Below are 21573 nucleotides of genomic sequence, written 5' to 3' on the forward strand. Positions count from 1 at the left end.
GCCAACACGGCAGCAATAAATTACAGTCTAGAGCAGAATGATCTCGAAATTCTCCTGGCTGTAATCCGGCTCTGTCCGAACGCTGATCGTCATGCCGACCAATTCCTCGAGCTCTGCGAGATAGGCGAACTCCTCATCCAGCAGGCGCTCTGCCACCGACTGCGCGGCCAGCACCATTAAGGCACCACTTTCGTCAGCGCGTGCATCGCGTATGATCTCGCGAACGATTTCGTGACAGACCGTCTCCGCTGTTTTGCGTACACCTCGACCATGGCATGCAGGGCACGTTTCGCACAGCGTATGGGCCAGGCTCTCCCGGGTGCGCTTGCGAGTCATCTCGACCAGCCCGAGTGCGGACACTCCCGTCACCTGATTGCGCGCAGGATCTCGCGACAGCGCTTGTTCCAATGCATGCAACACCTGCCTTTGATGCTCGGCAGACTCCATATCGATGAAGTCGATGATAATGATGCCGCCCAGATTTCGCACCCGCAGTTGTCTCGCGAGTACACTGGCCGCTTCCAGATTTGTCTTCAGCACAGTCTCTGCCTGATTACGCTTACCGACAAACGAACCGGTATTCACATCGATCGTCGTCATCGCCTCAGTCTGGTCGATAATCAGGTACCCGCCGGATTTGAGATCTTCCCGGCGATCCAGTGCACGCTCGATCGTCTCTTCGACTCCATATAGATCAAACAGCGGGCGCTCGCCCTGATACAACTCCAGCACAGGCTTCATTTCGGGCAAATAATCGCTGCAGAACACGTCGAGCGCCGAGAAACACTGACGAGAATCGATCAGTATGCGCTGCACCGCGGGACGGGCAAGATCTCTTACCGTGCGGAGGTCCAGGGAGAGCTCTTCGTACAATAGTTCGCTGCCACTGGCGGCAGCGGCGCGGCGCGACACCGCAACCCACAAGCGGCACAAAAACCGCAACTCCGACACAACTTCTGCTTCACCCACTCCTTCCGCTGCGGTGCGCAGAATAAAACCGCCCCCCAGCACAGGCTTTTCCTGTGCGAGACAATCGGACAACAACGCCTGCAGGCGCTGCCGCTCCTGTGTATCAACTATTAGCTGCGATACCCCTACACGATCCGCATGCGGCATAAATACGAGGTAGCGGGCCGATAGCGACAACTGCATGGTGAGGCGAGCGCCCTTTGAACCGATGGGGTCTTTCATCACCTGGACAATAATTTTTTTGCCCTCGTGCAGATGATCCGTAATATCACCCTGGGGCTCAGCGCGCAGGACTCGCCCCTTCCCTGCACCCTGGTGAATATCAGAAATATGAATAAACCCTGTGCGCTCAGCGCCGATGTCCACAAAGGCTGCCTGCATGCCCGGCAGCACTCTTACGACTTTCCCCGCGTAAATATTGCCGACCAGACCGCGGATACCCTTGCGCTCGATATAGACATCCTGTGTAACCCCGTTGTCCAGCAACGCAACGCGGGTTTCCATCGGCGCAAAATTCACCAAGATGTCTTCACTCATCGAAGGCCTCCGGCGATGCCTTTGGAGACAGCGCAGTGGGGATACCCTGATCACGCAGCAGCTGCCATGTTTCAGACAGAGGCAATCCGACTACGTTGCTGTAGCTCCCGTCGATGCCAGCGACAAAGGCGCCGGCCAATCCCTGTATGCCATAGGCACCGGCCTTGTCCCATGCCTCACCTGACTCCAGATAGGCCTCGCACTGATGCCACGTCAATGGGATAAACTGCACCCGTGTCTTCACCAGCACCGTGGATTCTTCGCGGGCACCGCTGAGACACACCGCCGTCATAACGATATGCGCCCGGCCACTGAGCAGAGCCAGCATGCGCAGAGCGTCTTCCCTGTCCCGCGGCTTTCCCAGTACAGCGCCATCGACCACTACCGTGGTATCGGCTGCCAACACCCATTGCGGCTTGCCCCGGTGCCGGCGTCGGGCGGCACTCGCTTTTTCCAGTGCCATGCGCCGCACGTAGGCGTCCGGAGATTCGTCTGCATAGGGCGTTTCATCGATATCAGCCGGCTCACAGATGCACTCGACACCCAACTGCGCCAGTAATTCCCTACGTCGTGGCGAAGCAGAGGCCAAAATCAGCGGGCCAACTGGCATCTCAGCCCATCTCGAATCGACGCCGCACACCCCGCAGCATGTGCAGGACAAACGGCCAGACCAGAGCGCTGGTCAGTGCGGGCAGGAGAAACAGCGTCGGGAGGCCGCTGGCCCCATCGACATTTTGCACCCACTGGCACAACAGCTGGCTGATGCCCACCAGCACAAACACCACCGCCGCCTGCTGCAGAAGACTGTAGACCCGCAGCCGCTGATAGAGGATCAACGCGAGGAATGCCACCACCACCAGAGCGAGACCGTGTTGCCCAAACAACGAGCCCTCGAGCACATCCACGCCTAGTCCCGCCAGCAAGCCGACCATAATCCCGACGCGCTGCGGCAGTGCAATACACCAGTAAATGAGGGTCAGTGTGACCCATTCGGGCCGCGCCCACTGCAACCAGTCGGGTAGCGGCACCACCAGCAGCACGAACGCCACCAGGAACGTCAGCATAATGATCCCGTAGCCGCTTCGCTGCCTTCCAGACACCCCTCAGTCTTCCTCGGGAAGCGGGGCCGACAGAGCCGCCGCGGGGGCCGTAAAAACAAGCAGCACATGACGGGTCCGGTCCAGTGCCGCGCGGGGCCGCGCCACGACCCGGGCGAAGGCCTCGCCGGTATCGCGCTCAACGTCTGTTACCTCCGCCACCGGATAGCCTACCGGGAATCGCTCTCCGAGACCGGACGTCACCAGCAGATCGCCCGGTTCGATATCGGTGGTGGCAGAGACATGTCGTACCTCAAGGGCGCCGATTTCGCCAGCACCCTCGACAATGGCCCTGACGCCATTACGGTTGATTTGCACGGGGACCGAGTGAGTCACATCGGTGATTAACAGCGCTCTCGACGTACCGCCACTGACCTCGACAACCTGTCCCATCAGGCCATCGGCGTCGATCAGGGGCTGGCCCACGAACACACCGTCCCGCGTTCCCTTGTTCAGAACCAGCAGTTGTCGCTCCGGATCGGGAGAGACCCCAATCAGTTCCGCCACCAGCACATCGTCGCGCACCAGCGCACTGGAATTAAGCAGGGCACGCAGCCTTGCGTTCTCCGCCTGCACTGACGCCATTTGCTGGGAAAGCCCCTGCAACACCAGGTTCTCCTGTGCCAGCCGCTCATTATCCTCCAACAGGTTGGCGCGGGAGCGAATATGGGTGTCGGTCCACTCTCCAACTGTTGCGGGCAAGTTGGCAACCCAGAATATGGGGTAGGCCAGCGAATCGAGCACGGCACGACCGGATTTGAAATTATTGAAATGCATATCCGCAGTGATCAGGCCCACAGCAAGCAGGATAGCCAGCAGTGTGCGCAGGGCGAGGGAGGATTCTTTGACAAAAAGCGGTTTAATCTCGATTCCTCAAAAGCTGCAGGGGACGAGCGATGCCGCGGGTCGCAAGCGGAAGAGAATCGCCAGGAGAGAGCGCCGCGAGACATCACACAGCACACCATCCACCGTCACGCCCTACTCCGTTGACAACAGGTCTATGGTACGACGGTCCATCCGTTCCATGGCAAGACCGCCGCCACGGGCAACACAGGTCAGCGGGTCATCAGCCACAATGACCGGCAAGCCAGTCTCCTCAGAGATCAACCGGTCGAGATCACGCAACAAAGCGCCACCGCCGGTGAGCACGATGCCACTCTCAGCGATATCTGCTGCCAGTTCCGGTGGTGACTGCTCTAGCGCAGACTTGACCGCTGAAACGATCGATTGCAGTGGATCTTGCAATGAGTTCAATATCTCGTCGCTCTCCAGGGTAAAGCTGCGAGGTACCCCCTCCGCAAGATTGCGCCCACGCACATCGATTTCGCGTAGGTCACTACCTGCAAATGCACAACCGATCTCCAATTTGATGCGTTCCGCAGTGGCGTCACCGATAAGGCTGCCGTAGCGCCGGCGCACATGAGACACAATGGCTTCATCAAAACGGTCGCCGCCAACGCGGACGGAATCGCGGTACACTACGCCGTTAAGCGAAATGATGGCGACTTCTGTCGTGCCACCGCCTACATCCACCACCATACAACCCGTGGCTTCCTCAACACTGAGACCGGCGCCGATCGCGGCCGCCATTGGCTCCTCGATCAGCCGCACATCCCTGGCCCCGGCACTGAGCGCTGATTCCCGTATGGCGCGTCGCTCCACCTGGGTAGACATGCAGGGGACACACACCAGCACACGAGGGCTGGGGCGGATAAAACGGCTTTCGTGTACTTTGGCGATGAAGTGCTGCAACATTTTTTCAGTGACCACGAAATCCGCGATCACGCCGTCCTTCAGGGGGCGGATAGCAGTGATATTGCCCGGCGTACGGCCCAACATACGTTTGGCCTCCATGCCCACCGCTTCGATCGTTTTCTGCCCATCGTGAGTACGAATGGCAACCACCGAGGGCTCGTTCAGGATGATGCCCTTGTCACGGACATAAATCAGCGTGTTCGCAGTACCGAGATCGATGGACAGGTCGTTGGAAAATGCGCCGCGAAGCTTTTTGAACATGAGTTTCTGTTACCCTGTGGCTGCCACGGGGAACCCCGTGACTGACTTTATTAATCGCTCTCAAAGCACCCGCTTTTTCCGGCCGAGAATGTCACCGCGGAGCCGTATTTATAGGGGTTGGCGTATTTGTGCAACTGTACCAACCGCGGGGATTTTGGGCAAGGCGCAAATGTGATAAGTTTACGCCCCCTGCCACCAGAGTCTGGCCTCCAACAGAAAAGTTCACCATGACTATTGCGCAAGACGACATCGAGAAAATCGCCGAACTGGCCCGCATTCGTATTTCCGGCGAGGAAATCGGAGAGGTCACACAACGCATTACTGAGATTCTGCAGATGGTCGACACCCTGCAAGCGGCTGATACCAGCAATGTAGAACCCATGGCCAACCCACTGGACGCCACCCAGCAGCTGCGCGCAGACGAAGTCACCGAACTCAATCGCAGGGACGACTTTCTGGCCATTGCACCGGCCGTAGAGGATGGCCTCTTTCTGGTACCCCGGGTTATCGAGTAGCCGTTTATATCGCGTCAGGACACTTATGCACAATCACACAGTAAGCCAGTTAAGCCGGGGGCTGCGGGAAGGCAGGTACTCCAGCGTAGAGGTCACCCGCAATTACCTTGAGCGTATCGCTCGCCTGGATGAACGCTACAACGCCTTTATCAGCGTGGATGAGGCTGCTGCGCTCGCTGCCGCGGAAGCTGCCGACGCCCGCATTGCCGGCGGCGATGCAGCGCCCCTGACGGGAATCCCGCTGGCCCACAAAGACATTTTTTGCACGCAGGGCCTGAAGACCAGCTGCGGCTCTCGCATGCTGGATAATTTTGTGCCCCCTTATGATGCCACCGTCATTGAGCGTTTTCGGTCTGCAGGCTCCATTATTCTGGGCAAGACCAACATGGATGAATTTGCCATGGGCTCCTCCAATGAAAGCAGCTACTACGGCGCAGCGCACAACCCTTGGAACACCGGTTGCGTTCCCGGGGGCTCGTCTGGCGGGTCCGCCGCCGCGGTGGCCGCGCGGCTCGCTCCGGCAGCAACCGGCACGGATACCGGAGGCTCGATTCGTCAGCCGGCGGCCTTTTGCGGTATTACCGGACTCAAGCCCACCTATGGCCGCGTATCCCGCCTCGGCATGATTGCCTTTGCCTCCAGCCTCGACCAGGGTGGCCCGATGGCACGCACCGCAGAAGACTGCGCCCTGATGCTGAACACCATGGCCGGTCATGATCCACGGGATTCCACATCCTCCGATGTGCCCGTTGAGGACTATACCGCGGGTCTCGAAAAAAGCCTCGAGGGGCTGCGTATTGGTCTGCCCGACGCCTACTTTGGAGAAGGGCTCGACAGCGCTACCGGCGAGTGCATTCACCTGGCTTTAAAAGAACTGGAAACACTGGGCGCCACGCTCACTGCGGTATCGCTGCCGCACAGCAAGCTGACAATTCCCACTTACTACATCGTCGCGCCAGCGGAGGCCTCCACCAACCTGTCCCGCTACGACGGCGTGCGCTACGGTCATCGCTGTGCTGACCCTGCGGATCTGCATGATCTGTACACGCGCACCCGCGAAGAAGGGTTCGGCGACGAGGTCAAGCGCCGCATTCTGATCGGCACGTACGCCCTGTCCGCAGGCTACTACGACGCCTACTACAAAAAAGCCCAACAGGCCCGCCGACTGATCCGGCAAGATTTTCTGGATTGCTTCCAGACCGTCGATATCATAGCGGGCCCCACCACGCCCGGACCTGCCTTTGCGCTGGGTGCCAAGGATAACGATCCGGTCTCAATGTACCTCGAAGACGTCTATACCCTCGCAGTGAACCTAGCGGGGCTACCTGGCATGTCGTTGCCCGCCGGCTTTGTGCAGGACAAGCCAGTCGGCCTGCAATTGATCGGGCCCCATTTTGGGGAAGGCCGCCTGCTGAATGTCGCGCACCGCTTCCAGCAGGCTACCGACTGGCATACGCGCACCCCGGGAGACGGGGAGCATGCCGTATGAACTGGGAATCTGTCATCGGCCTAGAGGTGCACCTGCAACTGGCTACCCGTTCCAAAATTTTCTCCGGCTCCGCCACCACCTTCGGTGCCGAACCGAATACGCAGGCCAGCGCCGTAGATCTCGCCATGCCCGGCATGTTGCCGGTGCTGAATGCCGAGGCCGTGCACTATGCCGTGAAATTTGGTCTGGGCATCGGGGCAAAAATCGGCAAACGCTCGATTTTTGACCGTAAAAACTATTTCTATCCTGACTCACCCAAAGGCTATCAGATCAGTCAGTTTGAAGCGCCTATCGTGGGCGAGGGCAACTTTGAAATCAGCTTGCCAGACGGCAGCACCCGCAGTATCGGCATCACCCGGGCACACCTCGAAGAGGACGCAGGGAAATCCCTGCACGAGGACTACCATGGTCAGTCCGGGATTGACCTAAACCGCGCTGGCACCCCTCTGCTTGAAATCGTATCGGAGCCAGATATTCGCAATGCCACCGAAGCCGTCGCGTATCTGAAAGCATTGCACAGCCTGGTGACCTACCTGGAAATTTCCGACGGCAACATGGCCGAGGGCTCCATGCGCTGCGACATCAATATCTCTTTGCGCCCTCAGGGGAGCAGTACGCTGGGCACCCGTGCAGAAATCAAAAACGTCAACTCCTTCCGCTTTGTAGAAAAAGCCATCCAGCACGAGATCGAGCGCCAGTCTGATATTCTGGAGGACGGGGGCACGATTGTGCAGGAAACCCGGCTGTACGATGCCCAGCGCGATGAAACGCGACCTATGCGCAGCAAGGAAGTCGCGAACGACTACCGCTACTTCCCCGAGCCCGATCTACTGCCGGTGGTGATAGATGATCCCTATATACTGGCTATTCAGCACACTCTACCGGAGCTGCCCACCACCAAACGCCATCGTTTCGCAGAGGCCTACGGCCTGAGCAACTACGATGCCAGCGTGCTGACAGATACTCGCCCGCTGGCTGACTATTTTGAAGTCGTCGTAGCTGCCTGTAACGACGCAAAAATCGCCGCCAACTGGGTGCAGGTCGAGCTGCTGGGACAACTGAACAGGGATCAGACAAGCCTTGCCCAATGTCCCGTGCCCGCGGCCGATCTGGGTGGGCTGATTGCACGAATACTTGATGGCAGCATCTCCGGCAAAATTGCCAAACAGGTATTCGAGGCTATGTGGCAGGGTGAAGGCAGTGCCGATAGCGTGATAGAGGCCCGCGGCCTGAAGCAGGTCAGTGACAGCGGTGCCCTCGAGGGCATTATCGCCGAGGTCATCGCAAGTCACCCGGAACAGGTACAACAGTTCCTGGAAGCGGACGAGGACCGACGCAAAAAACTCACCGGCTTTTTTGTCGGACAAGTTATGAAGGTATCAAAGGGGCAGGCCAACCCGCAGATGGTCAACGAACTACTGGCTAAAAAGCTGGTATAGAGAGGCAGCAATCATGCGCAAAGACAAGGAAAAAGTAATCGACGAGGTCTGGACGGAGGATCACGTAAAAAGCTACCTCAACGTGCGCTCCCATGACGGCACATCGGAAGATTTTCACATGTTGCTCAAAGCCTACCAGAGCATGCGCGCCTCCGACTTTGCGCTATTTGTGAACTTTTTCCTTGGCGAAAAGCGCGATCTCAACGCCACTGGCAAGGATGGACGAACGGTTCTTGATATCGTGTCGACCCATCGCCATGGCACGCCCTATGGGGCTATCCTGACAGCGGCCGGCGCTCGCTGAGACGATCGCACCTCTCACGGCACGCCCCGCTTATGCCGGGTCTGTCGGCATACGCCCCTTGGCAAACTTCACGCGGTTTTCGCGTTTCTCTGCCTCGCTTTTACGCAACAGCACATAGACTGCACCGGTGCCACCGTGGCGCGGCTGCGCGCTGTGAAACGCAAGAACCACATCCAGCTCGCGTAACCAGTGGTCAACGCAGCCCTTGAGGATAGAACTGCGCTCCTGTTGGGCCCTGCTCTCGCCCTTGCCGTGAATCAGGAGCACACTGCGCAGACCATATTCGTGAGCTTCCTCAAAAAATTCGAATACGCGGCGGCGTGCAACTTCCACCGTCATACGGTGCAGGTCCAGTCGCGACTGCATTTCGTACCGACCCTGTTTCAGCTTGCGAAAAACTCCGTTTTGCACGCCGGGCCTCTTCCAGGTGAGCACATACCAGGGATCCAGCGGTTCAACGGTACTGTCCGAGAGCGTATTGCGGTCACCGGCTGGAAAATCCTCGGCCGCGCGGCGGCGGTGATCGAGCGATGTGTCGCGTTCCCGCGAGTTATCCTGTATCAGCGCCGCCCTGCGCGCGCGCTTCAGTGGTACCACATCGCTCATAGCCGCGGAAAAGAGATCGTCCTCGTCACTGCTCATTGTTACTCCCTCCTGCGTAGTCCGGTATTATAGCGTTATGCCACCAACAAAAGAGCGCAATATGAACCCACCGGACGCCTCCGCCAGCACCTGCCCCTTGTGCGGCAAAGACAATCAGTGCGCCATCGCAGCGGGCCGCGAACCCGCAACTTGCTGGTGCTGGAGCGCAAACCTCGATCCACTGGCGCGCGAGCGAGCCGCGGACACCGCGGATCAGCAATGCATTTGCGCTCACTGCGGCCGGCTCGAAAACGGGGAGCGTCCAGATGAAGGGTAACGTCGCGCGCGGCATCGAGTACCTCCCCAGAGGTGCACGACTGCTCAAGCACCCCGCCCTGCGACACTTCGTGATAGTGCCGCTGTTGGTCAACGTGGTGATCTTCTCAACCTTGATCGCGGTCGGTTTCAGCTATGTCAGCGATATGATGGCAGCACTGTTGTCGCGCATTCCCGAATGGCTGAGTTTTATCCAGTGGGTATTATGGCCGCTGATTGCTATCACCGTTGGGCTGGTCACCGGCTACCTGTTTACGACCGTTGCGCTGGTGGTCGCCTCACCTTTCAACGCACTGCTTGCCGAAAAAGCGGAAGAGCTGATTACCGGCGAGCAGGTCAACGGACTGGAGGGACTGGGGGCAGCGCTGCTCGCGGTGCCGCAAAGTATCGTGCGGGAACTCGCCAAGCTGTTGTATTACATCCCCATGGCGATATTCGCCCTGCTGCTGTCGTTTATACCCGGCGTTGGAGCCTTCGCCTGGCTGCTGCTGGGTGCATGGATGATGAGCATACAATTCGTCGACTACCCCATGGATAATCATCAGCTGGACTTTGGCGCAGTGAAGGATGCGGTGCGGTCCAGGCGTCTCAGCAGCCTCGGTTTCGGGGGAGCCGTGGCACTGTGCACCACCATTCCCATCGTCAACTTTTTCGTGGTCCCCGCAGCAGTGGTAGGAGCTACCCTGCTGTGGTGCGAGGAGTTAAGCGACGGCTGATACCGGCGGCTAGGTCAGCAACTCGCCAGGTGGGTGCGTGCATTCCAGTTTGGTTCCCAGCAGCGCTTCCAGATCAGGCAACAGAAACGCGTCGTCCTCGCTGGCAAAACTGACCGACACCCCGGTAGCGCCCGCACGCCCGGTGCGGCCAATTCTGTGCACGTAATCTTCCGGATCCTCCGGGAGATTGTAATTCACCACGTGACTTACTCCCTCGACGTGAATACCGCGTCCAGCCACATCGGTGGCAACAAGTACCTTGAGCTCGCCGCTTTTAAATAGCTCCAGCGTGCGGGTGCGCTTGGCCTGCGGAATATCGCCTGAAAGAATGCCAGCGGACACGCCGGCCTTGCGCAGCCTCTCGTGCAATCGCCGTACCTGGTCACGCCGGTTAGCGAATACGATGACACTGGTGCAATCCGCACTGCGCAACAGGTTATCCAAAACCTTGTAACGCTGGCTGCTACTCACCAGGTATATTTTCTGGTCCACCGAATCGGTCGCGACACTCTCGGGTTCTATTTCGATCGTAATGGGCTGGAAGGTCCATTGCTGCGCGAGATTGAGTATGTCCTGGGTAAACGTGGCCGAAAACAACAGGGTCTGACGATGATCCTTGTGCGGTGTGGCGCGCACAATGCGCTTGACCTGCGGGATAAAACCCATATCGAGCATGCGGTCTGCCTCGTCCAGTACCAGCGTCTCCACATGGTCCAGATAGATATCACGGCGGCTCATGAAATCGATCAGGCGCCCCGGAGTGGCCACAACCAGGTCGACCACCTCATTACCCAGCCGGTTGAGCTGCTTCTGATAATCCATCCCGCCAATCAGGGTCACCACCTTTAAATCGGTATGCTTACTCAAATCCTCAGCATCCGCGGCAATCTGCATCACCAGTTCGCGGGTGGGTGCAATCACCAGTGCCCGGGGTTCGCCGACGAAGCGCTCCCCTTCAGGGGGATGACACAGCAAATCATTAAAAATAGTCACCAGAAAAGCCGCCGTCTTGCCCGTGCCAGTCTGCGCCTTACCAATGGCGTCATGGCCCTGCAGGGTATGCGGCATAATGCCCCCCTGAATAGGGGAGCAGTACTTGAAACCAAGATCCGCAATGGCGTGCATCAACTCGTCTCGCAGTCCCAAATCATGAAAGCGTGTCTCGCCTTCCTTCGGCTCCACCACAAACTCATCCAGTGTCCATTGCGCGACTGCCGCCTTGGGCTTACGGGAACGACGACGCTTGCGGCCATTGTTGGCAGACGTCGAGGTACCCTCGCGGCGCGCATGCTCCACTGCTGCGCCCCTGACAGACGTTTCATCGCGGGGGGGCTGGCCGACACTCGCAGACGCGGCGCCAGAGCCGGATGGGGAGGTCGGCTTTGGCGCAGCCTCACCCTTGCCCGAGAGGCGGTTAACTAGGTTCTTGATCAACGCGATGGGTCCCTTGACTGCTCAAAAAGTGCGCTAGTCTACCACCTTGTGGAACAAAAGGGGCGGGATACTGCAGGCGTATGGCCACCGCAATGGCACCGGCGGTGACGGCAACGAGCCCGGTCAGCGACCGGACGGCCACAATCGTGCCAGAAAATAGTCCACGCTGGTGTAACGACCACCACCGGTAAAAAGCAGGGCGAACAGCATCAGAAGATACGTCACACCGAATTCAATCCCGTTGTTCAGGATGACAAATTTTCCCTTTTCGGTCAGCCATGAGTAATTGCCATGCTCGCGCAGTATCTCATTCGCCGCACCGAGCCGGACGGCAACCTCCTGGGAACTTGAATCTGCGATGGCGGGCCAGCCGTTGGGCCAATGCACTGCAAAAATTGCCACCAGCATGGTCACCATCAGGGGAATACTGATCCAACGCGTCGCCAAGCCCAACAGCAGCAGCAAAGCACCGATCGCCTCCGTGTAAGCGGCAAGGTGCGCCATCAGCCAGGGCATCGGAAGCCCCAGGCCCCAATCGGGATTGCCAAACCACTCAATCGTGTTATCCATACCGGCGATTTTCTGTGTCCCTGCCATCCAGAAGATCGGCACGAGGTACAGCCGCAGCGCCAATGGCGCAAGCCCGTCTGCGTAACGCAACCTGGAAAAAAGCGCGTTGTGAATTCCGTAATAAGCCCTTGCGATAGCGTCCATAGATTTCACCTCAGGTGTTTGTTACGGCTGTGACCACCATTATGACGCAAAGGTTTCGCCTCAGGTGGTTATTTTTACGGATTGAGGTGGGCGCAGTCGGGACAATCCTGCCGGGGTGCGAGCGCTAGTTGTCGGATATCCATTGTGCGCAAATCCATCACCAGCAGCTTACCCCGCAGCGTAACGCCAAAACCCGTCAACACCTTCACCGCCTCCATCGCGAGCAGCGATCCAATCACTCCCACCAAAGGTGCCAGCACACCGCTTTCGCTGCAACTCAGCGCGGTCTTCTCTCCGGACTCGGTGTAAAGACAGCGGTAACAGGGACCTCCGCGGGCCGGGTCGAACAATGCCAGCTGCCCCTCGGTACGCACTGCCGCTGCCGACAGCAGTGGCACGCCTGCAGCAATGCAGGCCCGGTTCAATGCAAACCGCGCCGGGTAGTTATCCGTCGCATCCAGCACCAGATCGACGCGAGATACCAGCGCACCCATCGCCGCTGACGTCAGCCGCGTTTCAATCGCCTCCGCCTTTATCTCCTGGTTGAGGGCCGACACCGCCTCGACGGCGGACCGTGCCTTGTTAGCGCCTATATCTCGCTCACCGTGCGCAACCTGCCGCTGCAGGTTACCCAGTTCCACATGATCACCATCGGCGAGCAATAGCTCACCGACGCCGGCGGCACCAAGATACAAAGCGGCGGGACAGCCGAGGCCACCGAGGCCAACGATCAACACGCGCGCTGCCAGCAAACGCTCCTGCCCGGCAATGTCGAACTCCGGCAACAGCAACTGTCGGTTGTAGCGCAATAACTGCTTATCCGACAGCATGCCACTGTCCTCCACTGATGCGCGGCAGACCAGCGAGGTCCATACGGGTCTCCACACTGGAAAAACCCTCGCCACGCAGCAGTGCACACACGTTATCGGCCTGCTCACAGCCGTGTTCCAGTAGCAGCCAACCCCCTTGCTTGAGGCGCGCGGGGGCCTCGTTCACCAACTGCTGAATATCATCCAGTCCACCCCCGGTGGCCACCAGTGCCTCGCGCGGCTCAAAGCGCAGGTCACCCTGTTCGAGGTGAGCGTCCTGCGAGTCAATGTAGGGCGGGTTGGACAACAGCACGTCAAAACGCTCGCCATCGAGCGCATCAAACCAATCCGACTCGCGAAAATCGACGCGGTCCAGTTGCAAGCTGGCGGCATTGGCTCGCGCCACACACAAGGCCGCCGCACTGCGATCGACAGCAAGTAGCTGCCAGTCAGGACGCTCACTGGCAACGGCCAGAGCAATCGCACCGGACCCTGTGCCCAGGTCGAGGACACGAGCGTCATGCGGCGCATCGAGCTCGAGGGCCCAGGCCACGAGGGTTTCCGTATCGGGACGGGGAATCAGTGTCGCGCTGTTGACGCTCAGGCGCAGTGACCAGAACTCGCGAGTGCCCGTCAGGTACGCCACGGGCTGCCCAGCCTGACGCTCTGTCAACAACGCCCTGTAGTGCGCGGTGTATTCGGGCGCTACGGTTTCTTCAGGCCATGTATAGAGCCAGGCCCTCGGCTTGCCGAGGCAGTGACACAACAGGATTTCTGCATCGCGAGACGGACTGGCGCCCGGTAATTCCGAGCCGGCGAGCAGTAATTCCCGCACCGTCGGCATCAGGACTCTGACAGGGCTGCCAGCTGGTCTGCCTGGTATTCCTGGCGAAGGGGCTCCACCACCTCATCAAGCTCACCCGATATCACCTCCTCGAGCTTGTACAAGGTCAGGTTAATACGATGATCGGTCAGGCGTCCCTGCGGAAAATTATAGGTGCGAATGCGGTCAGAGCGATCACCGGTACCCACCAGATTGCGGCGCACCTCAGCCTGCTCACTGGCTTGCTTGTCCTGCGCGCTACTCAACAGTTTCGCTTGTAGTAGTGACATAGCGCGGGCACGGTTCTTGTGCTGTGAGCGCTCGTCCTGACACTCCACCACGATGCCGCTGGGCAGGTGGGTCAGGCGCACCGCAGAGTCCGTTTTATTGACATGCTGCCCTCCGGCACCGGAGGCCCTGAAGGTATCGACGCGCAGATCGCCCTTGTTGATCTCCACCTCGTCTACGGTCTCCGCCTCAGGCATCACCGCTACCGTGCAGGCCGACGTATGTATGCGACCCTGGGATTCCGTCTCTGGCACGCGCTGCACACGGTGCGCACCCGATTCAAATTTCAAACGGGCGTAAACATCACGTCCCTCAACACGGGTTATGATTTCTTTATAACCACCATGATCGCCGGGACGCTCCGAGAGAACCTCCACCGTCCACCCCTTGTTCTCGCCATAACGGGAGTACATGCGGAACAAATCGCCAGAAAATATCGCTGCCTCATCACCGCCGGTACCCGCACGAATCTCCAAAAACACGTTGTGCGAATCATTCGGATCACGCGGCAAAAGCAGAGTCTGCAGCGCCAGCTCCAGCTCCCCTATGCGCTCGGTACCGCTGTCCAGCTCTTCCCTGGCCAGCTCGCGGACGCCCCCATCCTCGTCGTCCAGCATCTGGCGCGCTTCCTCGGTATCGGACTTCACTGAGCGGTACTGCGTATAGCAATCCACTACGGGCTGCAGCTCGGCATATTCACGCGACAAATCCCGAAAGCGGTTTTGATCCGAAATGATTTCACTGTCACCGAGCAACGCCGATACCTCTTCATGCCGGTCGGTGAGTGTTTCCAGCTTGCCAAGAAGAGAAGCTTTCATTGCAGGGTTCGCGGCGTGTTTTTGACGGCAGTCGGGGGAAGCTCTATGTCTGAGTTGTCCTGCCCGCTGACAGTACTTGCAGATGAGGACTCGTTCTCAAGGCCCAACAGCTGACGGGCATGATCGACGAGATCCTGTCGCCCCTTGGCGCCGGCCTGTTTGAGACCCGCTGTCGGCGCGTGAATCAATTTATTGGTGACCGCCCGCGACAACTGCTCCAGCACAACGCGAGAATCGTCGCCGCGTGCCAGTGCCCGCTGGGCGCGCTGCAGTTCCAGTGTGCGCACCTGCTCCGCCATCGCGCGGTACTCCTTGACTGTATCTACAGCGACCAGACCACGCTCCTCCTCCATGTATTGCTGCACACCCTCCTCGATGATGGTATCCGCCTTGCGTGCCTCGCTGCTGCGGCTGCGCAGATTTTCATCCACGATTTCCCGCAGGTCATCGACGCAGTAGAGATAAACGTCTGATAACTCTCCCACCTGCGACTCAATATCCCGCGGTACCGCGAGGTCGATCATTAGCCAGGGGCGGTGCTTGCGTCCCTTCAGGGCCTGCTCCACCGCCCCTTTACCGAGAATAGGTAACTGACTGGCCGTGGAGGTGATCACGATATCGACGCCAGACAGGTGCCTCGGAATATCCGACAACAGCACCGCCTCCGCGCCAAACTTTTGCGCTAGCTCCCTGGCGCGGTCGAGGGTGCGATTGGCGATAACAATCTCACTGAGGCCTGCGCCCACGAGGTGTCTGGCCACCAGCTCTATGGTTTCACCGGCACCCACCAACAGCGCACTGCAACCATTCAGCGCGGAGAAGATATGCCCGGCGAGGTCGACCGCTGCATACGCCACCGACACCGGATTTTCACCAATCGCCGTATCGGTTCGCACGCGCTTTGACAGGGCGAACACCCGCTGGAATATACGACCCAGTTCGCTACCCACTGTGCCGGCCTCTAGCGCCACGGCATACGCGGACTTCAGCTGCCCGAAAATCTGTGGCTCTCCCAACACCATGGAATCGAGTCCACTGGCAACCTGCACCAAATGACGCAGAGCATCGTTGCCCTGATGGTGATAGGCGCTGTGATGCAACTCGTCGAAGGACAGGTGGTGATAGCTCACCATCCACTGCACCACCTTCATCACCCGGTCTGTCGTGGGCGTATTGTCCGGCACGATGGCGTACAGTTCGGTGCGGTTACACGTTGACAGGATAACGGCCTCATCGAGGCCTGCCTGATCGCACACCTCTACGAGCGCCTCCGCCACCTGTTCCGGGGCAAAGGCAACACGCTCGCGTAAATCGACGGCGGCAGAATTGTGGTTAATTCCCAATGCGATCAGATTCATGTTGGAGCGATGGCCTCCCCTGCACCGGTAGGTCGACTCCGCTAACAGGTAACGCAGAGTCTTTCGAAAATCCCCTCGATTTTAGCAAGTTACGCGCGAAATAACATTGTCTTGAAAAAATGCGCCGACGCGAGTCCCCCAGTAGGGCCGGGTTCGTTAGGTTTAGCTGTCGGTCTGTGTCATCATACTTGTTCGCTCAACGCTCGGTTGTCCCTGTCTTGCTTACCATGTCTCGACTACAGACCCTCGCACTGGCCTACGCGCTGCTGACCGCCTGTGTGGGGCAACCCGATGCGCCGGTCGATAATGCAGCCGCGCCGCCCCACACTGAGCCACACAACACGCTTGTTCCAGAGCGGCCAATACCAGCGGACAGCCTCTACCCGCTGCTGGTTGCAGAATTCGCCCTGCGACAGGGTGAATACGATACGGCTATGGACAATTATATGGAGCAGTCTGCGCTCCTCAAGGATTCTGGCGTAAGTGCCCACACCACCCATCTGACCCAGTTCCTGCAACGGGGTGACGATGCACTGCGCTCGGCTACCTTGTGGGTGGAACTGGATCCGGACAATGCAGAGGCAAACAATACCCTTGCGGAATTACTGGTTATGCAACGCAGGACGGTCGAGGCATTGCCTTACCTTGCGACGGTGGAGCGCACCGACGGCACCGCTAATTTCCCGATGGTGATCAAAGGCTACAACCAGCTGGACAGCGAGCAACAAGACGCATTAGGCCTGCAGATCGATGCGTTGACCGAAGAATTCCCCGGCAATGTCCGCCTGTTGTTCACCCGGGCCGTGCTGTACGAAGAAGAACAACAGCAAGATAAGGCGCTCGCCGCGCTGGATAGCCTGTTCAAGGCTGACGCCAACAACATACCGGGGCTGGTTCTGGAGGCGCGCATTCTGATCGAGCAGGAGGAGAAAAACCCATTCACGCGTCTGGAAAAAGCACTGCGAGCCAACCCTGAAGACGTTCAACTACGACTGCAATACGCGGGGCTACTTACCGCAACCGATATGAATGCTGCTCGCGAGCAGTTTGAAACGCTGACCGCGCAGGTGCCAGGGGACGCGAATCTGCTGTTTTCGCTGGCGCTGATCTGCCAGGAGATCGGGGACGATAAGGCCGCCCGGGACTACCTCCTACAAGTCGTGAGACAGGGCGAACGCGCCAACGAAGCCTACTTCTATCTCGCCAGAATGGCGGAAGATTTGGGGCAAATGGACAATGCGGTGATCTATTACATGGCGATTACCAACAGCGAGCACTACCTGCCCGCCACCGGACGCATAGGCCAGATACTGACCGAGGGCGGTCGAACGGACACCCGCCGCCGCTGGTTCGCGCAGCAGCGCCAGACAAACCCTCAACTGAGCGCTCACCTTTACGGACTGGAGGCGGAGATTCTCGCTAAACACGGTCTTGTACAGAGCGCCATAGAGCTTCTGAACCAGGCACTTTCCGCACTGCCCGACAACCGCTCACTGCTCTATGCAAGAGCGATGCTGTATGCGCAAGACAACGCACTGGTTGCAATGGAGCGCGACCTGCGCGCGATTATCAAGATCGATCCGGAAAACGCCACTGCCCTCAACGCGCTGGGCTACACACTGGCCGACCAGACCACCCGCTATGAGGAAGCGCTGGACCTCATATCACAAGCCCTCGCCCTGGAGCCCGATGAGCCTGCCATTCTCGACAGTATGGGCTGGGTCCTGTTTCGCATCGGCCGTCTAGACGAATCACTGGAATACCTGCTTAGAGCCTATACCGAGTTCAACGATGCGGAAATCGCTGCTCACCTGGCCGAGGTTCTGTGGGCGCGGGGTGACACGGAAGCGGCAAGGAACATATGGCAGGACGCACTGCAGCGCGAACCCGGTCACCCGATACTTGTGAACACGCTTGAGCGCCTCGGTATCGATGCCACCTTCAACTCATCCACCGCGGAAGAGCCCGATGAGCAACTACCGTAGGCCGCCGACGTCAACGCTCCTGCCACTCTTCCTCGTCGCGCTGACATTGGCCGGGTGTGCCGGACTGGAACGCCCCGCACAGGAGTCGGCAGGAGACTGGAACACGCACCGGCAGCAGTTGGTCAGCCTCAACCAGTGGCGTGCAGACGGCAAGGTGGCACTGCGCAGCGCACAGGGCGCAGACTCCGCCAGCCTGGTGTGGCAGCAGCGCGGCAACAACACCGACCTCCTGTTGAGCGGACCGATTGGCTTGGGGGCTACGCGCATACAAAGTGATGGCAAACACCTCGATATCAACCGTGGCGGTGAGCTACAACGTATCGACATTTCCAGCCCCGATGCTGTCGCCCGAGCTACCGGCTGGGACCTGCCACTGGCGGCACTACGCCACTGGCTGAAGGGGGCACCGGCACCGGACCTGGCAATACAGGCACTTGATCTGGACCGACAACAGGGACTGCTGTTACACCTGCGTCAGGCCGGCTGGGATATCCACTATCAACACTACCGTGACTTCGACGGGCTCAGGCTGCCCACACGCCTGCACATCGAGCGCGGTCCCACAGAGGCGCGAATTCTTATCGCGCAATGGCAGTTGCCACCGGACCGATGAGCCGTTCTTTTTCCCTACTGTCCCCTGCCAAGCTCAACCTGTTCCTGCATATCACGGGGCGACGCCCAGACGGCTACCATGAACTGCAAACCCTGTTTCAGTTGCTGGATTGGGGAGACATTCTCACCTTTGCACCCAACGAAAGTGGCGAGGTCACCCTCGCCGGAGATGACATCGGTATACCCAACCATGACAACCTGATACTTCGGGCCGCGAGCACGCTGCGCAGGGACACGCTGGGCGCCACCATCTCTCTGCAAAAACGCATACCCGCCGGTGCGGGTCTGGGTGGAGGCAGTTCCAACGCGGCAACCACGCTGCTGGCACTGAATCATCTGTGGAGGCTGAATCTAACCAACGAGCACCTGCGGGAAATAGGTGCAGGCCTCGGCGCGGACGTGCCAGTGTTTGTCGGCGCACGCACCGCCTGGGCCGAGGGAATAGGCGAAATTCTCTCCCCCGTGACGCTTCCGCGGCATTGGTACCTGATACTCGTGCCCGAGTGCCACGTCTCAACCGGCCAAATATTTTCCCACCGGCAATTGACACGCAACAGCAAGCCCATCACACTGGCGGCCTTTTTTGAGGGGGACTCCCGGAACGACTGCCAGAATCTGGTCAGTGAGGTTTATCCGGAAGTTGGTAAAGCCCTGAAATTATTAGATAAATTTGGATTAGCCAGACTCACAGGGACCGGCGCCTGTGCATTCGTCAGTTTCGTCAGCGAACCGGAGGCCAGGGCGGCCCAAGCGAGTTTGCCGAAAAACTGCCGAAGTATTGTTGCTGGAGGCGTGAACGAATCACGCGCGATGGAGCATCTGGTCTGATCCAGCCGAATGATTGGGGTGTCGCCAAGTGGCAAGGCACCGGGTTTTGATCCCGGCATTCGCAGGTTCGAATCCTGCCACCCCAGCCACACTTGCCGCGCTATCGGCATTGCGTTGATAGCCCGGTTTTAGATACACGACATTTTGTCATTAGACCCCTGGGGTAACGCGCAGTGTCCTCAAAGATGATGGTATTCACGGGTAACGCCAACCCGGAACTGGCGCAAAAGGTTGCCAGTCGCCTGTACCTTGCGCTGGGTAAGGCTGATGTCGGCCGCTTCAGTGACGGCGAAACTGCCGTTGAGCTCAATGAAAACGTACGTGGCAAGGATGTTTTCATCCTGCAATCCACCTGCGCACCAACTAACGACAACCTGATGGAACTGGTTGTCATGATCGACGCGCTGCGTCGGGCCTCGGCTACCCGCATCACCGCGGTGGTGCCCTACTTCGGCTACGCCCGTCAGGATCGCCGGGTGCGGTCCGCGCGAGTACCGATTACCGCCAAGGTCGTCGCTGACATGATGGTGGCCGTAGGCGTCGACCGTGTACTGACCGTCGACCTGCATGCCGAGCAGATACAGGGCTTTTTCCAATGCCCGGTGGACAACATCTACGGCTCGCCGGTTCTGATCGAGGACATTCTGGAGAGCCAGTACAAGGACCTCATCGTTGTATCTCCGGATATTGGCGGCGTGGTGAGGGCAAGGGCAATAGCCAAGCAGTTGAACGAGGCAGACCTTGCCATCATCGACAAGAGGCGCCCCAAAGCAAATGAAGCCCAGGTCATGAATCTGATCGGTGAAGTAAAAGACCGCACCTGCATTTTGGTCGACGACATGGTCGATACAGCCGGCACCCTGTGCAAGGCGGCAGATGCACTGAAAGAACGGGGGGCATCTAAAGTCATCGCCTACTGCACACACCCGGTGTTATCCGGCAGTGCTATGGAGAATATCAGGAATTCCCAGCTCGATGAGCTGGTAGTAACAGACACGATTCCCCTGAGTGAGGAAGCGAAATCGATGAACAAGATTCGCCAACTGACTATTGCAGACCTGCTGGCAGAGTCCATGCGCAGGGTCTCCAATGAGGAATCCATTAGCGCGCTGTTCCAGTAAAGGCGGCGCATACACCAATCCGTTACCGCGTCGGTCGCAGAGGTTGTAACGGCACATCAAAGGAGTCCAGACCATGTCTGACCAATTTGAACTAAACGCAGAAGTGCGCAACGACCTGGGGAAAGGTGCGAGCCGCCGCCTGCGTCGTTCCGCTGACCTTGTACCGGCAATTGTCTACGGTGGTGATAAAAACCCTGTACCACTCACTCTGGTGCGCAAGGATCTGGAGAAAGCCCTCGAAAATGAGGCGTTTTACTCCCATGTACTGAGACTGAAAGTAGGGTCGGGCACAGAAAAAGCCATCCTGAAAGATCTGCAACGTCATCCAGCCCGAAATCATGTGATGCACGCCGACTTTCTGCGTGTAGATGATAACGTGGCCATTAAAGTGCACGTGCCCATCCACTTCCTCAACGAGGAAAACTGCGTGGGTGTTAAGATGCAGGGTGGTCTGGTACAGCACCAGGCAACGGACATCGAGGTTCAGTGTCTGCCCGCCAACATCCCCGAGTACATCGAAGTGGATATGATCGAACTGGAGACGGGGCAGATTGTTCACCTCTCTGACGTCACCTTACCTGAAGGCGTGACGTCCGTAGCCCTGGCACTGGGCGAGTCACACGACCTGGCCATTGCCTCTGTACTGGCACCGAAGGGTAATGACGAAGCCGGCGATGGCGCACCAGCGGCTGAAGCCGCAGAGGGCGAACCTGACGGCGAGGGGAATGCAGAGGGCGGCAACAGCGAGGATTAATCTCCCTCGCCCCGCCACTCAGCCGCTGC

The 21573-nt window shown here is 58.8% G+C and carries 23 protein-coding genes and 1 tRNA gene; 12 read left to right on the forward strand and 12 right to left on the reverse strand.

From position 1 onward, the window contains the following. Window positions 1–27: 27 nt before the first annotated feature. From rng to EYC82_RS08255, 5 genes are all read right to left on the reverse strand, one after another. Entirely contained in the window at window positions 28–1506 is a 1479-nt protein-coding gene (gene rng, locus EYC82_RS08235) for a ribonuclease G (RefSeq protein ID WP_279249060.1), read from the reverse strand. Then, window positions 1499–2116 carry a Maf family protein gene (locus EYC82_RS08240; protein WP_279249061.1) on the reverse strand — a complete coding sequence of 206 codons (618 nt, stop codon included), beginning with the start codon at window positions 2114–2116 and terminating at the stop codon, window positions 1499–1501. The genes rng and EYC82_RS08240 overlap by 8 nt, the downstream gene beginning before the upstream one ends. 1 nt (window position 2117) lies before the next feature. Then, entirely contained in the window at window positions 2118–2606 is a 489-nt protein-coding gene (gene mreD / locus EYC82_RS08245; protein ID WP_279249062.1) for a rod shape-determining protein MreD, read from the reverse strand. A 3-nt stretch (window positions 2607–2609) separates the two neighbouring features. Then, window positions 2610–3473, reverse strand: a complete 864-nt coding sequence (mreC, locus tag EYC82_RS08250; RefSeq protein ID WP_279250669.1) for a rod shape-determining protein MreC — start codon at window positions 3471–3473, stop codon at window positions 2610–2612. Between the two features lie 108 nt (window positions 3474–3581). After that, on the reverse strand, window positions 3582–4619 hold the full coding sequence (locus EYC82_RS08255) for a rod shape-determining protein (protein ID WP_279249063.1): 1038 nt from the start codon (window positions 4617–4619) through the stop codon (window positions 3582–3584). Window positions 4620–4846: 227 nt separating this feature from the next. On the opposite strand from EYC82_RS08255, the gene gatC reads away from it, so the two are divergent. Genes gatC through EYC82_RS08275 form a run of 4 tightly spaced genes read left to right on the forward strand, consistent with a single transcriptional unit; the run spans window position 4847 to window position 8366 of the window. Beyond that, window positions 4847–5134 (forward strand): Asp-tRNA(Asn)/Glu-tRNA(Gln) amidotransferase subunit GatC, encoded by a 288-nt coding sequence (gene gatC, locus EYC82_RS08260; protein ID WP_279249064.1) that lies wholly within the window; start codon window positions 4847–4849, stop codon window positions 5132–5134. Between the two features lie 25 nt (window positions 5135–5159). Further along, window positions 5160–6623 carry an Asp-tRNA(Asn)/Glu-tRNA(Gln) amidotransferase subunit GatA gene (gene gatA, locus EYC82_RS08265; protein ID WP_279249065.1) on the forward strand — a complete coding sequence of 488 codons (1464 nt, stop codon included), beginning with the start codon at window positions 5160–5162 and terminating at the stop codon, window positions 6621–6623. After that, window positions 6620–8062 (forward strand): Asp-tRNA(Asn)/Glu-tRNA(Gln) amidotransferase subunit GatB, encoded by a 1443-nt coding sequence (gene gatB, locus EYC82_RS08270; RefSeq protein ID WP_279249066.1) that lies wholly within the window; start codon window positions 6620–6622, stop codon window positions 8060–8062. Before gatA ends, gatB begins: the two co-directional genes overlap by 4 nt. Before the next feature lie 13 nt (window positions 8063–8075). Further along, a complete protein-coding gene (locus EYC82_RS08275; RefSeq protein ID WP_279249067.1) occupies window positions 8076–8366 on the forward strand; it encodes a PA4642 family protein in 291 nt (96 codons plus the stop codon). A 30-nt stretch (window positions 8367–8396) separates the two neighbouring features. Here EYC82_RS08275 and smrA read toward each other — a convergent pair whose 3' ends face one another. Beyond that, window positions 8397–9008 carry a DNA endonuclease SmrA gene (smrA, locus tag EYC82_RS08280; protein WP_279249068.1) on the reverse strand — a complete coding sequence of 204 codons (612 nt, stop codon included), beginning with the start codon at window positions 9006–9008 and terminating at the stop codon, window positions 8397–8399. Between the two features lie 37 nt (window positions 9009–9045). Between smrA and EYC82_RS08285 the strand changes: the two genes are divergently transcribed. Together EYC82_RS08285 and cysZ are read left to right on the forward strand one after the other, a co-directional pair. Then, a complete protein-coding gene (locus EYC82_RS08285) occupies window positions 9046–9285 on the forward strand; it encodes a cysteine-rich CWC family protein (RefSeq protein WP_279249069.1) in 240 nt (79 codons plus the stop codon). Continuing rightward, the gene (gene cysZ / locus EYC82_RS08290; protein ID WP_279249070.1) at window positions 9275–10000 is read left to right on the forward strand and encodes a sulfate transporter CysZ; all 726 of its coding nucleotides are present in this window, start codon (window positions 9275–9277) and stop codon (window positions 9998–10000) included. The genes EYC82_RS08285 and cysZ overlap by 11 nt, the downstream gene beginning before the upstream one ends. Window positions 10001–10009: 9 nt before the next feature. Here cysZ and rhlB read toward each other — a convergent pair whose 3' ends face one another. The 6 genes from rhlB to hemA all read right to left on the reverse strand — a co-directional run bounded on the left by rhlB (window position 10010) and on the right by hemA (window position 16244). Beyond that, window positions 10010–11434, reverse strand: coding sequence for an ATP-dependent RNA helicase RhlB (gene rhlB / locus EYC82_RS08295; protein WP_423243899.1), 1425 nt, complete (start codon window positions 11432–11434; stop codon window positions 10010–10012). A 123-nt stretch (window positions 11435–11557) separates the two neighbouring features. Continuing rightward, entirely contained in the window at window positions 11558–12148 is a 591-nt protein-coding gene (locus EYC82_RS08300; RefSeq protein WP_279249071.1) for an HvfX family Cu-binding RiPP maturation protein, read from the reverse strand. Window positions 12149–12222: 74 nt separating this feature from the next. Continuing rightward, window positions 12223–12978, reverse strand: coding sequence for a HesA/MoeB/ThiF family protein (locus EYC82_RS08305; RefSeq protein ID WP_279249072.1), 756 nt, complete (start codon window positions 12976–12978; stop codon window positions 12223–12225). Further along, the gene (gene prmC / locus EYC82_RS08310) at window positions 12965–13801 is read right to left on the reverse strand and encodes a peptide chain release factor N(5)-glutamine methyltransferase (protein ID WP_279249073.1); all 837 of its coding nucleotides are present in this window, start codon (window positions 13799–13801) and stop codon (window positions 12965–12967) included. Before prmC ends, EYC82_RS08305 begins: the two co-directional genes overlap by 14 nt. Further along, the gene (prfA, locus tag EYC82_RS08315; protein ID WP_279249074.1) at window positions 13801–14886 is read right to left on the reverse strand and encodes a peptide chain release factor 1; all 1086 of its coding nucleotides are present in this window, start codon (window positions 14884–14886) and stop codon (window positions 13801–13803) included. The genes prmC and prfA overlap by 1 nt, the downstream gene beginning before the upstream one ends. Beyond that, window positions 14883–16244, reverse strand: coding sequence for a glutamyl-tRNA reductase (hemA, locus tag EYC82_RS08320; RefSeq protein WP_279249075.1), 1362 nt, complete (start codon window positions 16242–16244; stop codon window positions 14883–14885). Before hemA ends, prfA begins: the two co-directional genes overlap by 4 nt. A 227-nt stretch (window positions 16245–16471) precedes the next feature. On the opposite strand from hemA, the gene EYC82_RS08325 reads away from it, so the two are divergent. The 6 genes from EYC82_RS08325 to EYC82_RS08350 all read left to right on the forward strand — a co-directional run bounded on the left by EYC82_RS08325 (window position 16472) and on the right by EYC82_RS08350 (window position 21544). Further along, window positions 16472–18229, forward strand: a complete 1758-nt coding sequence (locus tag EYC82_RS08325; RefSeq protein WP_279249076.1) for a tetratricopeptide repeat protein — start codon at window positions 16472–16474, stop codon at window positions 18227–18229. Further along, on the forward strand, window positions 18213–18842 hold the full coding sequence (gene lolB, locus EYC82_RS08330; protein WP_279249077.1) for a lipoprotein insertase outer membrane protein LolB: 630 nt from the start codon (window positions 18213–18215) through the stop codon (window positions 18840–18842). The genes EYC82_RS08325 and lolB overlap by 17 nt, the downstream gene beginning before the upstream one ends. After that, window positions 18818–19669, forward strand: coding sequence for a 4-(cytidine 5'-diphospho)-2-C-methyl-D-erythritol kinase (gene ispE / locus EYC82_RS08335; RefSeq protein WP_279249078.1), 852 nt, complete (start codon window positions 18818–18820; stop codon window positions 19667–19669). The genes lolB and ispE overlap by 25 nt, the downstream gene beginning before the upstream one ends. A 14-nt stretch (window positions 19670–19683) precedes the next feature. Beyond that, a tRNA-Gln gene (locus tag EYC82_RS08340) sits at window positions 19684–19758 on the forward strand. 99 nt (window positions 19759–19857) lie between these two features. After that, the gene (locus EYC82_RS08345; RefSeq protein ID WP_279250671.1) at window positions 19858–20790 is read left to right on the forward strand and encodes a ribose-phosphate pyrophosphokinase; all 933 of its coding nucleotides are present in this window, start codon (window positions 19858–19860) and stop codon (window positions 20788–20790) included. Between the two features lie 73 nt (window positions 20791–20863). Beyond that, a complete protein-coding gene (locus EYC82_RS08350; protein ID WP_279249079.1) occupies window positions 20864–21544 on the forward strand; it encodes a 50S ribosomal protein L25/general stress protein Ctc in 681 nt (226 codons plus the stop codon). The last annotated feature ends 29 nt before the right edge of the window (window positions 21545–21573 follow it).

The organism is Candidatus Marimicrobium litorale (assembly GCF_026262645.1).
GTDB lineage: Bacteria > Pseudomonadota > Gammaproteobacteria > Pseudomonadales > Halieaceae > Marimicrobium > Marimicrobium litorale.

Excerpts from the sequence above, each read along its gene's own strand:
- rng (WP_279249060.1), bottom strand. The coding sequence starts at position 1,506 with ATGAGTGAAGACATCTTGGTGAATTTTGCGCCGATGGAAACCCGCGTT.
- prfA (WP_279249074.1), bottom strand. The coding sequence starts at position 14,886 with ATGAAAGCTTCTCTTCTTGGCAAGCTGGAAACACTCACCGACCGGCAT.
- EYC82_RS08300 (WP_279249071.1), bottom strand. The coding sequence starts at position 12,148 with ATGGACGCTATCGCAAGGGCTTATTACGGAATTCACAACGCGCTTTTT.
- EYC82_RS08285 (WP_279249069.1), top strand. The coding sequence starts at position 9,046 with ATGCCACCAACAAAAGAGCGCAATATGAACCCACCGGACGCCTCCGCC.
- hemA (WP_279249075.1), bottom strand. The coding sequence starts at position 16,244 with ATGAATCTGATCGCATTGGGAATTAACCACAATTCTGCCGCCGTCGAT.
- gatA (WP_279249065.1), top strand. The coding sequence starts at position 5,160 with ATGCACAATCACACAGTAAGCCAGTTAAGCCGGGGGCTGCGGGAAGGC.
- gatC (WP_279249064.1), top strand. The coding sequence starts at position 4,847 with ATGACTATTGCGCAAGACGACATCGAGAAAATCGCCGAACTGGCCCGC.
- cysZ (WP_279249070.1), top strand. The coding sequence starts at position 9,275 with ATGAAGGGTAACGTCGCGCGCGGCATCGAGTACCTCCCCAGAGGTGCA.
- EYC82_RS08255 (WP_279249063.1), bottom strand. The coding sequence starts at position 4,619 with ATGTTCAAAAAGCTTCGCGGCGCATTTTCCAACGACCTGTCCATCGAT.
- EYC82_RS08240 (WP_279249061.1), bottom strand. The coding sequence starts at position 2,116 with ATGCCAGTTGGCCCGCTGATTTTGGCCTCTGCTTCGCCACGACGTAGG.
- EYC82_RS08325 (WP_279249076.1), top strand. The coding sequence starts at position 16,472 with ATGTCTCGACTACAGACCCTCGCACTGGCCTACGCGCTGCTGACCGCC.
- EYC82_RS08345 (WP_279250671.1), top strand. The coding sequence starts at position 19,858 with ATGGTATTCACGGGTAACGCCAACCCGGAACTGGCGCAAAAGGTTGCC.
- lolB (WP_279249077.1), top strand. The coding sequence starts at position 18,213 with ATGAGCAACTACCGTAGGCCGCCGACGTCAACGCTCCTGCCACTCTTC.
- smrA (WP_279249068.1), bottom strand. The coding sequence starts at position 9,008 with ATGAGCAGTGACGAGGACGATCTCTTTTCCGCGGCTATGAGCGATGTG.
- prmC (WP_279249073.1), bottom strand. The coding sequence starts at position 13,801 with ATGCCGACGGTGCGGGAATTACTGCTCGCCGGCTCGGAATTACCGGGC.
- EYC82_RS08305 (WP_279249072.1), bottom strand. The coding sequence starts at position 12,978 with ATGCTGTCGGATAAGCAGTTATTGCGCTACAACCGACAGTTGCTGTTG.
- EYC82_RS08275 (WP_279249067.1), top strand. The coding sequence starts at position 8,076 with ATGCGCAAAGACAAGGAAAAAGTAATCGACGAGGTCTGGACGGAGGAT.
- ispE (WP_279249078.1), top strand. The coding sequence starts at position 18,818 with ATGGCAGTTGCCACCGGACCGATGAGCCGTTCTTTTTCCCTACTGTCC.
- gatB (WP_279249066.1), top strand. The coding sequence starts at position 6,620 with ATGAACTGGGAATCTGTCATCGGCCTAGAGGTGCACCTGCAACTGGCT.
- EYC82_RS08350 (WP_279249079.1), top strand. The coding sequence starts at position 20,864 with ATGTCTGACCAATTTGAACTAAACGCAGAAGTGCGCAACGACCTGGGG.